The sequence below is a fragment of the Natronoflexus pectinivorans genome (genome assembly GCF_004345615.1).
GTDB lineage: Bacteria > Bacteroidota > Bacteroidia > Bacteroidales > Marinilabiliaceae > Natronoflexus > Natronoflexus pectinivorans.
Genome location: NZ_SLWK01000007.1, coordinates 1 through 13,785, shown reverse-complemented (window position 1 = coordinate 13,785; position 13,785 = coordinate 1). Strand labels below are relative to the sequence as shown.

Annotated in this window: 12 protein-coding genes; 6 read left to right on the top strand and 6 right to left on the bottom strand. The window is 40.4% G+C overall.

Translation table 11 applies throughout. The features are described from left to right. Positions 1 to 205 precede the first annotated feature (205 nt). From EV194_RS10310 to rbr, 3 genes are all read left to right on the top strand, one after another. On the top strand, positions 206 to 1,822 hold the full coding sequence (locus tag EV194_RS10310) for a hypothetical protein (protein ID WP_132433963.1): 1,617 nt from the start codon (positions 206 to 208) through the stop codon (positions 1,820 to 1,822). A gap of 347 nt (positions 1,823 to 2,169) precedes the next feature. Continuing rightward, complete coding sequence (locus tag EV194_RS10305; protein ID WP_132433962.1) at positions 2,170 to 3,885, top strand: OmpP1/FadL family transporter; 1,716 nt, start codon at positions 2,170 to 2,172, stop codon at positions 3,883 to 3,885. 132 nt (positions 3,886 to 4,017) lie between these two features. Next, entirely contained in the window at positions 4,018 to 4,596 is a 579-nt protein-coding gene (rbr, locus tag EV194_RS10300; protein ID WP_132433961.1) for a rubrerythrin, read from the top strand. 134 nt (positions 4,597 to 4,730) lie between these two features. Here the strand turns inward: rbr and EV194_RS10295 are convergent, their stop codons facing one another. Then, positions 4,731 to 5,294, bottom strand: a complete 564-nt coding sequence (locus EV194_RS10295) for a hypothetical protein (protein WP_132433960.1) — start codon at positions 5,292 to 5,294, stop codon at positions 4,731 to 4,733. Between the two features lie 322 nt (positions 5,295 to 5,616). Here EV194_RS10295 and fmt point away from each other — a divergent pair, with 322 nt between their 5' ends. From fmt to EV194_RS10280, 3 genes are all read left to right on the top strand, one after another. Beyond that, complete coding sequence (fmt, locus tag EV194_RS10290; RefSeq protein ID WP_132433959.1) at positions 5,617 to 6,576, top strand: methionyl-tRNA formyltransferase; 960 nt, start codon at positions 5,617 to 5,619, stop codon at positions 6,574 to 6,576. Between the two features lie 117 nt (positions 6,577 to 6,693). Next, a complete protein-coding gene (locus EV194_RS10285; RefSeq protein WP_132433958.1) occupies positions 6,694 to 7,650 on the top strand; it encodes a glucosaminidase domain-containing protein in 957 nt (318 codons plus the stop codon). A 15-nt stretch (positions 7,651 to 7,665) separates the two neighbouring features. Further along, the gene (locus EV194_RS10280) at positions 7,666 to 8,145 is read left to right on the top strand and encodes a cytidine deaminase (protein ID WP_243699386.1); all 480 of its coding nucleotides are present in this window, start codon (positions 7,666 to 7,668) and stop codon (positions 8,143 to 8,145) included. On the opposite strand, the gene xseB is transcribed toward EV194_RS10280, so the two are convergent. The 5 genes from xseB to EV194_RS10255 all read right to left on the bottom strand — a co-directional run bounded on the left by xseB (position 8,142) and on the right by EV194_RS10255 (position 12,820). Then, positions 8,142 to 8,342: an exodeoxyribonuclease VII small subunit gene (gene xseB, locus EV194_RS10275; RefSeq protein WP_132433956.1), complete on the bottom strand. Its 201-nt coding sequence runs from the start codon at positions 8,340 to 8,342 to the stop codon at positions 8,142 to 8,144. The two genes, EV194_RS10280 and xseB, sit on opposite strands and share 4 nt — an antisense overlap. Positions 8,343 to 8,390: 48 nt before the next feature. Next, the gene (locus EV194_RS10270) at positions 8,391 to 9,332 is read right to left on the bottom strand and encodes a sensor histidine kinase (RefSeq protein ID WP_132433955.1); all 942 of its coding nucleotides are present in this window, start codon (positions 9,330 to 9,332) and stop codon (positions 8,391 to 8,393) included. A gap of 199 nt (positions 9,333 to 9,531) precedes the next feature. Next, positions 9,532 to 10,920, bottom strand: coding sequence for an exodeoxyribonuclease VII large subunit (gene xseA, locus EV194_RS10265; protein WP_132433954.1), 1,389 nt, complete (start codon positions 10,918 to 10,920; stop codon positions 9,532 to 9,534). Between the two features lie 24 nt (positions 10,921 to 10,944). Next, positions 10,945 to 11,781 carry a toxin-antitoxin system YwqK family antitoxin gene (locus tag EV194_RS10260; RefSeq protein ID WP_132433953.1) on the bottom strand — a complete coding sequence of 279 codons (837 nt, stop codon included), beginning with the start codon at positions 11,779 to 11,781 and terminating at the stop codon, positions 10,945 to 10,947. Between the two features lie 397 nt (positions 11,782 to 12,178). Further along, positions 12,179 to 12,820, bottom strand: coding sequence for a DUF6266 family protein (locus EV194_RS10255; RefSeq protein ID WP_132433952.1), 642 nt, complete (start codon positions 12,818 to 12,820; stop codon positions 12,179 to 12,181). Positions 12,821 to 13,785: the final 965 nt, after the last annotated feature.

Sequence of the window (13,785 nt, the reverse complement as noted above, 5' to 3'; positions counted from 1 at the left end):
CCTAAACATAGCTTCTGTTTAAATGCAGTTGCTTTACGAAAACAAGTTCTTTGTTTGTATATTTGCAAACAAACAGCCATATTTGAGTAATATTTTACATATTTTAGAAGTATTTTATATAAATAAGCAAATCAAAGAAGAAGAGATATGTTTTGGTATAGTATTTGCTAAATTAAAAGTAGCAAACCAATGAGGAGGAGATATTATGAAAGCTATAAAACTAACAACTGCACTGGTAAGCGTAATGATTCTTACATCCTGCGCATCAACTAATTTGACAGGGCCTGGAGTTTATTACGATGATATTTATTTTGTACCAGGATCCAGTCGTGAAAATGTGCATCAGGCATTCTCGCCTGTACCCTCATTGACTGGTGAAGATAGAAAAAATGAAAGACGTGATTTGGCCATTCAGCAAAATGAATTCGAAAGAAGCCAAAGATCTCGCGAACAGCAAGACCTTCGTGATTTTTCAGGAATCCAGGAAGAGTATGCTGCCATTCTGAGTGATGAAAACATTCAGGAAACGGATACTTTACTCTATTACAATGAAGAAACCGGATATTGGGTAGATGGATTTAGAGGCTCTGCCTCGGATCGAAACTATGCAGAACGCATCATCAGGTTTCATGGCCCTGCTATACGAATCCCTTATCACTCTCCGGTTTACAGCGAGATAGTGTATTTCAACCATTATGACTGGAATGTATATGTTGACGGACATTATGCTTACGCAGTTCCAGCTTGGCACAACAGATGGTATAATAGTTTCTACTTTGGTGGATGGCATGGACGCCCATTCGGGTGGGGTATGAGTTGGCATTTTGGATCGCCATACTATGGATTCGGATGGTATGACTGGCATTCACCTTGGTTTGCAGGTCATTACTGGCACTGGCACAGACCGTATTTTTGGGGTGGCTATTACAGGCCATTTTATCACAATCCTTATTATGCGTATCACAGACCTTACAATCACAGACCACATACTACCCGTCCTGTTGTATATCAAGGATTCAGAGGTAGCTTAAGCGGAGACAGTCGTGGAACGGCATCAGTTGGTAGAAGTGAAGGCCTGAGAAGTACCACCGACAGAGCCACAAGAACCTCTTCGGACGATCGCATGGCACGAACATCCACTTTAGATGCACGTGAAAGATCAAGCCGTGTATCAGGGAATGCAAGCGGAGCGATTGCCAGAGGAACCAGCGGTGACGGGGAACTTAGATCTACAAGAGAAGGTTCTGCTTCATCTTCATCACGTAGGAACTCTGAGACTACTGTAAGAAGAAGTTATACACCTACGTACTCTCAACCAGAAGGAAACACAAGACCAACATACAACCGGGCAACCTACACAAGAGTAAGTAATGCCAATAATACAAGGCAGACACAAACCACCGGAACAGTTCAGGGAGCAAGTAGTAGTACAACTCGGCAAGTGCAACAAACATCGCGTACTGCAACACAGCAAAACACAAGATCTGTGCAATCAGCGCCAACCAGGCAAGACATTCAAAATACCGGGAACCGTCAGTCTGGAGCAACAACCAGGCAGAGCGCACCGGCGACATACCAACGAGGTAGCAGCAGCGCACCGCAAAGACAATCAGGTGTTCAGAGTTCTCCTTCAAGAACTACAACACCATCCAGATCGGTTGCGCCAGCGAGAAGCAGCACACCTTCAAGGTCAGTTGCACCTTCAAGCAGCAGTACACCATCCAGATCAGTTGCGCCATCAAGCAGCAGTGGGTCTTCAAGCAGAAGTTCAGGTGGAAGTAGTAGCTCAAGCAGTTCTTCATCCAGAGGTGGACGCCGCTAAAATTTAGATAAAATTCTCCTCAAATTTATATTTCCCTCAGTTTTTTTTGAAAAAACTGAGGGAAAATAAAACTCATTGATTTGTTAAAAAATTAACAAAACGGGTTAGTGTTATATCAAAATAGAATTGTATCCAGAGCTCACCCCTAGCCCCATTCGGCTCAGATTTCGGTGTGAGACTTCGGTGTGAGCTCAGTCGAACACTCACGTCGAAGCCAAGGCATACGCACTATATTAACCCGTCAATTTATGATTGATTTGACACTAGATATAGATTACTAATTAATATTTAAGGAATATTGTTACCTCTGGATTCATAATTTCTAAAAACCAATAAAACTCATCATGATGAAAAGATATATAGGTGCTTTGGCCTTTCTAACAGCTTCATTAATGGTAACAGGCCAAACAACAGAAGATGCCATTCGGTTTACATCAAGCCAGCCCACCGGAACTGCCAGAAGCATGTCGTTAGGAAATGCTATGGGCTCATTGGGTGGCGATTACTCCAGCATTGGGATAAATCCGGCAGGTATTGCAGTTTACCGAAGCAGTGAATTCACATTCACTCCATCATTTCGTTTCGACAGAACTGAAGCCGATTACTATGGGATGAAAACCGATGACGACAGAATCACCATGCCTTTCCAGCAAATTGGTTTTGTTGGTACTTATAAGCCAATTAGAGAAGCTACAAGTGGAATAATAAGCACACATTTTGCCATAGGATATAACCGAAACAATACGTTTTCAAGAAAAACGTATATAAATGGTTTAAATATTGGCTCATCATTATTGGATATGTTCACCCATAATGCTAATATGGGTAGAATGGATAACTTATATGAAAGACTGGCATATGATGCATTTTTATTGGATAGAAACCCTTACGCATCAGATGTGGCGAGCATGTTTCCAAATGAATCATATCCGCATAACTATTTGAATGCATTTGAATATAACAGGTTTAATGTTGATGATGAGAATGGATTCCCGAGTTATGACCTGGCTGTTCCTCAATGGGGACCTCTGGATGGAATAAACCAGACCCGGATTTTATCAGAAAGCGGAAGTTCAGGAGAGTTTAATATAGCTGCAGGAGCAAACATCAGCCATACGTTCTATATTGGAGCATCATTAGGAATTCCGGTTTTTTCATATACCAGAAACATGGATCATTTTGAGGAAGTTGCAGGAGGCAGAAATAATTATGCAAATTTCCCCGAACAGCTTGAAGGGTATTATGAATACCGATGGCTTGAATCAGAACAACTTTGGCTGGATAACGAAGAAGAAGGGTTCTTTGGTCTTGACAATTATACATTCAGGGAAAGAGTAACAACACGTGCCACCGGAATCAATCTAAAAACCGGAATCATTTATAAACCTATTAATGCATTGCGAATTGGTGCTGCGTTTCACACACCCACTTTCTTTTCCGTTGACAATGAATATACCACAAGAATTATTGCTGACCAGTTTTTAATTGACTTAAGCGACGATGAAGAAACTTACCTGTTTTATGATCTGGACAGATTTGATGAACGCCGTTATGCGGAGAACTCGTACAACTTTCGCACACCATTTAAAGCAATAGGTAGTGTATCTTATTTGTTTGGCACTCGTGGATTAATAAGCATGGATTATGAGTACACAGACAATTCAAGCATGCAATACCGCAGTAAAAGTTCAAGCGTAGCCGATAAAGCTGCGGTTTCAGAACTCAACAATCAAATCAATAACACCTTCAGAGCAACACACAACCTGAGATTTGGAGCAGAATTTCGACCTACAGAGACCGTGACATTGCGAGGAGGTTTTGCCAATTATCAAAGCCCATATCAATCGGATCATTTTAAAAGCGGAGATAAAACCCAAACCTACTCTTTTGGAGTTGGTTACAGAATGCAGAACATGTTTGTGGACGTTGCCTACATGATGAGATACCAAAAATATATGTATTCGATGTACTATGCTCCACATATTGAAGACGAGTTTCAGGAGCCAGTTTCCATGAAAGCTAACACTCATACATTAGCAGTAACTCTGGGCTGGAGGTTTTAATAAGATGTTGAGGGTTGGTAGTTGATTGTTGATAAGTTGAAAGCAACTGAACAGCCTATTTAGTTTCATTCTCAACTTTTCCCATATTATTTTCGAAGTCTCGAAAGTTTAACTAAAAACGAAGATAATAAGATGGAAAAATCATTGAAAGGAACTGAAACTGAAAAAAATCTATTGAAGGCATTTGCCGGAGAATCTCAAGCACGCAGTCGTTACACCATGTTTGCCAAGCAGGCTCGCAAAGAGGGATACCGTCAGATTGAAGCCATTTTTATGGAAACTGCTGAGCAGGAATTGGAGCATGCCAAACGATTCTTTAAGTACTTGGAGGGTGGCATGGTTGAAGTAACTGCTACTTTCCCTGCGGGAAAAGTAGGAACTACAGCCGAAAACCTGAAAGCCGCTGCAGAAGGAGAAAACGAGGAATGGGCTGACCTTTATCCTGAATTTGCCGAAGTAGCTGCAAAAGAAGGGTTTCAAAAAATCGCCAACGCTTTCAAAAACATCGCCAAAGTAGAAAAAGAGCATGAAGCAAGATATTTAGCATTGTTGGCAAATGTTGAAAACGGAACTGTTTTCGAGAAGGAAGAGAAAGTTCGCTGGAAATGCCGTAACTGCGGTTTTGTACATGAATCTCAAAAAGCACCAAAAGTGTGCCCTGCATGTGATCACGACCGTGAACACTTTGAAGTGGATTGCCAGCATTACTAGAAATTTACACATAAGGCACAAAAGTAATAATATAAAAGCACGGATAAATCCGTGCTTTTATATTGACTTGTTAATCAGCAACCTGATTTATCAAAACGAAATATCACAGTTTTTAAATTACTAGAATATAATACCTACATATCCCCATAAAAGAGATCGAACATTCCAACCGAAACATCTCCATACCCCATTCCAGTTATTTCATATTCTAAATTCTGAAATACGTAATAAAGTCTGTAAAAACCCTCGGGGAAATCACTAAAATCGATGCGCATCACTCGAAAAGAATCCCCTCTAAACTCGAAAAGCCTTTGAAAGGACTTATTAACAACAACGATATTAACTATATCTCCTGCATTATGACTGATATATCCATAATGATTTACGGGATTTGGATAAAAGACTGGCTTAGGGCACTTAATAATTGCAGGAATAGATCCAGTAACTTCTTCAACAACAGCTTCCTCTACAGAAGCAATGTTGTTAAAATCTATGGTGTCAAATAAATTACGTTCTATTTGAGAAAATTCTACATCTAACCTCCAATCATCAGGATCATTTTCAATTGGAAGATCATAACCATTATCTCTAATCGTAATCCCCTCAAAAGATGGAAGATATTCAGAGTCACTATCCTTTTTACATGATGTGAACGCAAGAATAACAAAAAAGCAAGAAACAACATAATGTTTTTTCATAATATAGGGTCTAAATTAAATATAACACTTATTCAAATTTAGTCATCTGCCTTATTTACAAACATATCACATATAAGGACTTGCTCATTTCTATTAAATCTCATTAAACTTAATAGTTTAATTTGTCTAACAACTAACCCCGAGATATTCGGAATAAAAGACCTATTGAATCAAGAATTAAAGGTAAACAATTAATTACAAAACATAAAATGCGTTGCTTTACATTTTCTCTAAACGAGGTATTAGACTTCGGCTTCAAAACTGCTTAATGATTCTCACGGCTCATTTTTAAATTGTAAATTTGCATTCAAACAATAAGTCAATGAAAAATCTTCGAATCGTTTTCATGGGTACGCCCGCATTTGCTTCGCATAGCTTAAGAGTATTGCATGAGGCTGGTGCAAATATTGTGGCAGTGATAACAGCGCCTGACAAACCTGCAGGACGTGGACGTAAACTAACTCCGTCCGATGTAAAGCAAACGGCCATAGAACTAAATATTCCAGTACTTCAACCTGAAAAATTAAAAAACCCGGACTTTCTGCAAGAACTTAAAAGTTATAAACCCGATTTGCAAGTAGTGGTGGCTTTCAGAATGTTGCCCGAACAAGTCTGGAATCTTCCGCCTAAAGGAACCTTTAACCTGCATGCGTCACTTTTACCTCAATACCGTGGTGCGGCTCCCATTAATTGGGCAGTAATCAACGGAGAAACAGAAACCGGCGTTAGTACTTTTTTTCTGAATCATGACATTGATACCGGCAATATTATTATGCAACAAAAAGTTGCCATAGAACCGGAAGATGATGCCGGCACAGTTCATGATAAGCTAATGGAAACCGGAGCCCGGCTGGTAGTAGAGACAGTTAAGGCCATTGCAGATGACAACATCAAACCAATCCCTCAGGAGAGATTAACAAAAGACGTTGAACTAAAGTCCGCTCCCAAGATTTTTAAAGAGGACTGCAAAATAGACTGGAATCATCGAGCCACAAAAGTGCACAATAGAGTTCGGGGACTAAGTCCATATCCCGCAAGCTGGACCGAAATAGAGACCCCCGATGGTAAAACCACCACCATGAAAATATTCAAAACCATGCCAAGACCTTCCAGTGATCTAAAACCCGGAGAGAGCCGCAGCGATGATAAAACATATATATTAGTTGGCACAGCTGATGGCGACTTAGAAATTAAAGAACTTCAACTGGCCGGCAAAAAACGCATGACATCTATTGATTTTCTTAAAGGTTACAACTGGCAAAACGGAACTGTTTTGAAATAACTACTGCTTGCAAATTATCAGGTAATAATTATATTTGTGTTATTAACGTTTTCAGAAGGTTTGTACAATTAAGTACGAACTGTCCATTATTAACGCCATACGAAACATCATAAAACAATGATCAATAAATATTCGAGTCAGGGTTTACTCTTATCTGCTATTCTATTTTTTCAGATTTCTGAGATTACAGGCCAAAACCGCATTACCCGAGAACAATATATTGAAACTTATAAAGACTGGGCCATTGAAGACATGCGGCGCTCAGGAATTCCGGCATCCATCAAACTGGCTCAGGGAATTTTGGAATCTGCTAGCGGCAATAGCCGTCTGGCCGTGGAGGCCAACAACCATTTTGGTATAAAGTGCCATACAGGATGGGAAGGAGAGAGAGTTTTTCATCATGACGATGCCAGAAACGAATGCTTCAGAAAATACAGAAATCCCCGACAATCCTTTGAGGATCATACAACATTCTTAACAACACGTCCGAGATACTCGGGACTATTTGAACTGGCCACCACCGATTATAAAGGTTGGGCAAACGGTCTGCAACAAGCCGGCTATGCCACCAATCCCAACTACGCCAGGCTTTTAATTAGGATCATAGAAGAGAATCAACTATATCTTTTAGATCAGGACATTTCTGAATCTGCTCGTCGCTCCCGCAGGGAAACACAGAGAAGAGACACTTCCGGAGAACTGGTTATTGATCCGTTTGGCAAGCGCCAAACAGCATATAATAACGGGGTAAGATATGTAATGGTTGAGCCCGGTGACACCTTCGAAAGTTTGTCAAGGATGTTTAACCTCAGAAACTGGGAAATCCCAAGCTATAACGATCTTCCGGCCAATGCCAACATCAATAAATACCGTATTCTTTACATTGAGAATAAAAGGAGAAACGCACACCCCGACCATCCTTATCACATTGTAAAAGAAGGTGAAACAATGCATGAAATCAGCCAGCAATACGGGGTCAGATTAAACCGGCTATACCATTTTAACAGGATGCAAGCCGGAGAGCAGCCGAAGGCAGGCGACAGACTTAATTTGCGACGACGCATCAGGCAATAACCTAACAGCTGAATTATGCAGTCCCATAAAAAGACGATCAGTTATACAGAATACCAATCTGTTGATCAATTATCCACCGGCGACAGGGAGTTAGCAGAGAAGGCAATTAACAGTGCAAAATCAGCATATGCTCCTTACTCACGATTTAACGTGGGAACCGCCATCAAACTGAAAAATGGGGAAATAATTTGTGGAAACAATCAGGAAAATGCTGCATATCCATCTGGTTTGTGCGCCGAAAGAGTAGCTTTATTCTACGCCGGTGCAAACTTTCCGGATGTTCCGGTTTCCTCTATGGCAGTTGTTGCTCTAAAAGATGATGAAATAACAAATCAGGTGATTTCACCATGCGGAAGCTGTAGGCAGGTTATTGTTGAAACCTCTCATCGATATAAACAAAATTTCCCGATTATACTTATCGGGAAAAACAACATCCTAAAAATAGATGACTCAACAGAATTGCTTCCATTAATCTTTGGGTCTGATTATTTTTAATCCTCAATCTCGTTTAACACTTTCACCACCTCGTCTTCTGTTTTGGTGAGTTTTTCCCTGCAAAGACGAATCAATTCGGAAACACGTTTTACTTTTTCGGATAAATCATCCACATCTAACTCCTCATTTTCCATTTGCTCCAGAACCTCTTCGATTTCAGCAATGGCCTCACTATATTTCAATTTCTTTTTGCTCATAGTAATAATTTGAGATTTTGTATTCAGCTTTAAAGTTACAAAAATCTTCTAATTCATATTGTAGCCAATGGATGGAACTGTAAATTTCACTGAAGTGCCTTTCCCTGGTTTACTTTCGAGCAGAATGGAACCTTTGTTAATTTCCACAAATTCTTTGCACAATATAAGACCTAACCCAGTTCCTTTTTCGTTAAATGTTCCGGTTGTGGAAGTGCCTGAATCAATTCTGAAAGCTTTTTCAATCTGTATCTTATCCATTCCCACACCACGATCTGCAACTTCTACCTCAATCATTTTATCAGGACGCATTTTTCCGTTGACATATATTGTTCCACCTATTTTTGAAAACTTCACAGCATTGCTGACTAGATTTCTTATCACAGCAGAAAAAATATTAACATCAGCAATTCCGACCAAATCCTTGTTCATGTTTAGAGATATCACAATATCCTTCTCCTGAGCAGAAATTCTCAGAAGATTAACAATATTAGAGGTTACAATACTGACATCAATTTTTTCGGGTCTGTAATCAGTTTTCCCCAATTGTGTGCGCGACCATTGTAACAGATTATCAACCAATGAATATAGCTTAGAAGTGGATTGGTGCACCATTTTGCTGTAGTTTTTCACCTGCTCCTGATTCATGCTTTCAGAGTGAAGCATAAGCATCTCCGACAACCCAATTAATGAATTAAAAGGACTTTTCAGATCGTGTGCAACGATGGAAAAAAAACGGTCTTTTGCAGCATTCTCCTGTTCAAGTTTCTTGTTACGAGCCATTAACTTGTGATTTTTCTGACGAAAAATCACCAATAGTAATATCAACGCTGCAATAAAAATAAATAACGAAATGGTGGAAAACGAGGAAGGACCCACCCACATATACGATTGGAATCCAACAACATCCTGAATCAGATGATATAAGCCAGCGCCTGACGACTGTCTGATAAAAATACTAGGAAAATTTGAAACTACGTAAAATAACAACATGTGGTAACGGTTGTGATGTTTGCATATTGCAAGAAAAACCTAAATAAAACAATTCCAAAGGAGTTGTTTTTAAAATATCCCCAGTTCGTACAATGATCACAGCTCATTGTCAGGCAGAAATCGCTACTCAACATTAAAATAAATAAAACCAAAAATACGAAACCAATTTTTAAAAGTAAAGGTCTTGTGGTTGATTATTCTATTTCTCTTGGTTCTTTGAAATCACCTCACTGACAGCGATACCATCCCTGAAGCGGGTTTCGAGAATTTCTCCCGGTGAAATGGCTGAAACATCTTTTACAACTTTCCCATTGCGTTTGCTAATGGTGAAACCTCGGTTAAGTATCAACAACGGGTCATTTAATTGGCAGGATTTGTCATAAAATTCCATTCTACCTGACTCCTGTTTCAGGAGAACTTTTACCTGCGATCTCAAAAAAGTTAGCAAGCGATTTAGTTCATTTCGGTTAGTTTCCAGATTTTTTAAAGGGGTACGACTTAGGTATTGAGAGAACTGGTTGATTTTCTCTCTCTGCCCACGTATGATCTGACCGGAATGCACCGGGAGTTTTTCTGTGATTCTTTGGAGACCGTATTTCTCTATCTGTAGCAACTCTTTGACCACCCGGGTAAAATTATAGGAATGCTTGTCAAGTATTCTGGTTTGTTGATTAATGCTACTGCGGACACTCTGCATGAGAGTCTCTGAGAACTCATCCAGTTTTTCTAAAACCTGTTCGGTGCCGGAAATCAGAAATTCAGCGACTGCAGTTGGAGTTTTCAAGTAAGTATGAGCCACCAGGTCGGCCACGGAAGTATCTCGTTCATGACCAATGCCGGTTAAAACCGGCATTGGGAACTGAGCGATATGCGATGCCAGCCAGTAATCATCAAAACAGAGCAAATCAAGAGAAGCCCCGCCGCCTCTGATTATCACTACCACATCAAACAAAGAACTGTTTTCGAACACTTTATCCAATGCAGCAATAATAGAAGCAGAAGCCTGCTCACCCTGCATTAAAGCGGGAAATAATCTGGGATAAAAAACAATTCCTCTGGAATTGGTACGCAATTGATGAACAAAGTCGCCATACCCTGCTGCAGTTGGAGACGAAATCACCGCTATTCGCTGGGGAACCAGCGGAAGAGGCAATTCTTTATTCATCTCAACCACGCCCTCCTCCTGCAATTTCAAGAGCACCTCTCGTCGTCGCTGAGCCAGATCGCCCAGAGTATAAGCAGGATCGATATCTCTTATAATAAAACTTATGCCATACAGCTCCTGAAACTCAACAACTCCTCTAACCATTATTTTTATCCCCTGACTCAATGGCCGGCCTGCTGTGGTTTCAAAATATGGTTTGATCATCCGGTAATTATAACTCCAGATCATGGCTTTCATTCGGGCAATGACCTGATCTGAAGCTTCATCCTTCTCTATGAGATCAAGATAGCAGTGTCCATTTCGGTTTTCACGCAACTCGGCCACTTCTGCCCTTATCCATACGGCAATTGAAAAGGACTCCTTTACAACATCGCGCAGACGCTGATTCAGTTCAAATAATGAAATGGCTTTTTCTTGTGGCATGACAAAAACTAGGATATAACTATGTTACCATGTTCTCATATACCCGTCCGGGTCATCCATATAATCCTCGGGATCAGCTATCCGGCCACGACTTCGTTCAAACTCCCGGAATCGCTCTTCTTGTTGCTGATCAAGCAAATCAGCTTCTTTCGACACGCCGTTTTCAAAATTCAAACGATAATCCTCATTTCCAAGTCCGTCAAAAAAGAACCATGGCCCATGCATTCGTCCACGGTTATACATGCCATGTACTTCTCTGCGTCCGTTTCTATAATAGACAGTATAAGCTCCATGCAGGTTTCCCTCACGATAGTTAGCTTCCAGACGTTTATTTCCGTTAGGAAAAAAAACAACCTCCTGACCATCCTGAATACCATTTACCCAATTACGTACTGCAGCTTTATTGCCGTTGGGGTAATAGGCAATGGCTTCACCATGAAGTTTATCATTCTTGTAGCTTTCCCGGGATATGATTGATCCACGTTCATTGTAAAAAACCCATTCACCTTCTTTACTGGTTTGCCTGTATTTTCCTTCTGCAATAAGCCTTCCGTTCTGGTCAAAAAGCTTCCCATCACCATTCTCGCCATCTTCATCATATACAATCTGAGCCATTTTATTTCCGTTGGGATGAAAACGCACCATTTCCCCTACCGGCTTATTATCCACAAAATTTGCACGATACATTAATCGTCCGTTTGGATATGATCGTTCCCATAACCCCTGTCGAAGACCGTTCTCGTCGGTATAATTAACCTGTGCTTCCTGACCTTCAGAAGCACTGAAAGTTTGCTGAGCAGAAACAACTCCAGGCATCACAGCCATCAAAACCATTAATAAAACAACTCTCATTTTTCCCATCTGGTAAATCCCGTTAATTAAAATAGTTCAGCATAAAAATCGTGTCCAAATTAATATATTCCAATAATAGTACCAAAAAAAAGCCGGGTCGTCCGAACGGACGACCCGGCTTTCACTATAATTGTCTTACTCTTTATTTAATATGGCAAAGAAACGATTACTTCACTTCTTCAAAATTAATACGCTCTATATTTCAATTACTTATAGCGTTATGTTGCAAATATGGTACAAATATTTAAGTATTAAAAACAGAATATATCATGCTGTTATTCTGCTACTTAACTGCTTGTAGATAAGTATTCATAAACACGCTTCAAATATAATAATTCTGATTTAATAAATAAAAAAAGCCGCCCCTTTTGAGGGCGGCAATCGCAAGGAAATCAAACATCTACGCTTAGGCAGCAGTCAAAGAACCCAAATAAACACTGTTTGCAACTTCTTTTCCGTCTGCGGTAATGAAACCCAGGAACACTTCAACATTTTCGCCAGCCCAATCAGCAGGAACAGAAATATCTTCTGTGCCAAAGCCCCTTTGGTTTCCACCTGCATCAAATACAGATTCGGCTCTTGTTGGATTCAAAACAACAATCAAAGCTTTGTCTGTTTGGGTTGCAGTACCACTACCTGAATTGTCATCCCATGTAAGGGTTACGACACCATTTGCAGAGGTTGCTTGTGCATTTACAGCCCCAGTGAGGTTACCACGAGAAACAAGCATTTTTGAAAAGTCAATGCTATAATCGTCGGAATAACTGCCAGTAACAGCATTGTTAAGAATGTAGGACATGGCAGCATTAAACGCTGTTTGTTTGATTGCGTACTTTTTGTAACCTACACGGATAAATCCGGTTATTGGCTTCAAAATTGACAATACTAAGGCAAACTTAGTACGCTGATTAACTTGCCCATCGGTACGTGGATTGCTTACCGAGGTGGCTTTAGCACGCATGTAACTTATGCCTTTCCAGCTACCTCCAATAACGCTTCCAACTTTCCCGGAGAAACCACCTAAAATACCCTGACTAATTTTTCCCATTTTCTAAAGAAATTAAGTTAAACAAATAAATCATTCTTGGACTTGGCACGGTTGAAACCCGGCGTTGTTCTAGCTTTCGAGGAAAATTAAGCTAAATTTTGGGCAAATGAATGATATTGGTAGTTGTTGCGTTTATATGCATTACATTGCTTATATCATACTTTCAATTCATGATAATTTCATTTCGATTTATTGTTTTTCAAGAGAATGTCATATAAATAGTAAGCTACCTAAAAAGGCAGCCTACTAATTGAGATTTGCAGCCACAAGAGCTGAAGAGTGTAAACCGGAGCATAACCGCCTATGTAAGAATAGCGGAAATTAGCTGAACTGCATTTGTAAGCGAGAAGCCACCAGCCACCCAACTTACTGGAAAAAATACATTTAAACATAATGCCCATTCAGCCCAGGTTGGGGGACAAAGATGCAAGGGCAGACCAAAAAATACTACCCGAAGAATGAGGGTGGAGAATTTTTGAGGCTGGCGAAGCGAACCCTTGTCAGCTTTGGCAACCATACCTGTAACTTTGCTATTATGTTTTGGTGTATTTGATAATCAGAAATTTACTGTCGTTAGATTACTTTCGTCAATTGCTGTTTTAATTTGCGAGTCGGGAAAAACAGGTTATACAGCCTTGAGCAAGCGTTGGGGCGTAGGGTGCAATGAGTGAGGTACGAACGGATTGCAACCGAAGCGAAGGAACGAAGTGCGAGCCGACTGCGAGTGGAGCCACCGGTGGCAGACTAAGAGCCCGAAGAATGAGGGCAATGGATGGCTACTGTTTACAGCAAGGGGCTGGCGGAATTTTTGCTTGAGGGCGGGCAATAGCAAGGGTGATGGGTGAAAAGATACGAAACAGTAGAGCAAGGTGCAAAATCCGGAGGCATCCGGACACCCGTTCTGGAATTATCCGGGCAGGCATTCCGGTAATATCCGGACATGCGTTCTGGAATTATCCGGACAG

What these genes read in the sequence shown, in the direction of transcription:
- EV194_RS10310 (WP_132433963.1), top strand. Translation starts at nt 206, where the DNA reads ATGAAAGCTATAAAACTAACAACTGCACTGGTAAGCGTAATGATTCTT.
- EV194_RS10305 (WP_132433962.1), top strand. Translation starts at nt 2,170, where the DNA reads ATGAAAAGATATATAGGTGCTTTGGCCTTTCTAACAGCTTCATTAATG.
- rbr (WP_132433961.1), top strand. Translation starts at nt 4,018, where the DNA reads ATGGAAAAATCATTGAAAGGAACTGAAACTGAAAAAAATCTATTGAAG.
- EV194_RS10295 (WP_132433960.1), bottom strand. Translation starts at nt 5,294, where the DNA reads ATGAAAAAACATTATGTTGTTTCTTGCTTTTTTGTTATTCTTGCGTTC.
- fmt (WP_132433959.1), top strand. Translation starts at nt 5,617, where the DNA reads ATGAAAAATCTTCGAATCGTTTTCATGGGTACGCCCGCATTTGCTTCG.
- EV194_RS10285 (WP_132433958.1), top strand. Translation starts at nt 6,694, where the DNA reads ATGATCAATAAATATTCGAGTCAGGGTTTACTCTTATCTGCTATTCTA.
- EV194_RS10280 (WP_243699386.1), top strand. Translation starts at nt 7,666, where the DNA reads ATGCAGTCCCATAAAAAGACGATCAGTTATACAGAATACCAATCTGTT.
- xseB (WP_132433956.1), bottom strand. Translation starts at nt 8,342, where the DNA reads ATGAGCAAAAAGAAATTGAAATATAGTGAGGCCATTGCTGAAATCGAA.
- EV194_RS10270 (WP_132433955.1), bottom strand. Translation starts at nt 9,332, where the DNA reads ATGTTGTTATTTTACGTAGTTTCAAATTTTCCTAGTATTTTTATCAGA.
- xseA (WP_132433954.1), bottom strand. Translation starts at nt 10,920, where the DNA reads ATGCCACAAGAAAAAGCCATTTCATTATTTGAACTGAATCAGCGTCTG.
- EV194_RS10260 (WP_132433953.1), bottom strand. Translation starts at nt 11,781, where the DNA reads ATGGGAAAAATGAGAGTTGTTTTATTAATGGTTTTGATGGCTGTGATG.
- EV194_RS10255 (WP_132433952.1), bottom strand. Translation starts at nt 12,820, where the DNA reads ATGGGAAAAATTAGTCAGGGTATTTTAGGTGGTTTCTCCGGGAAAGTT.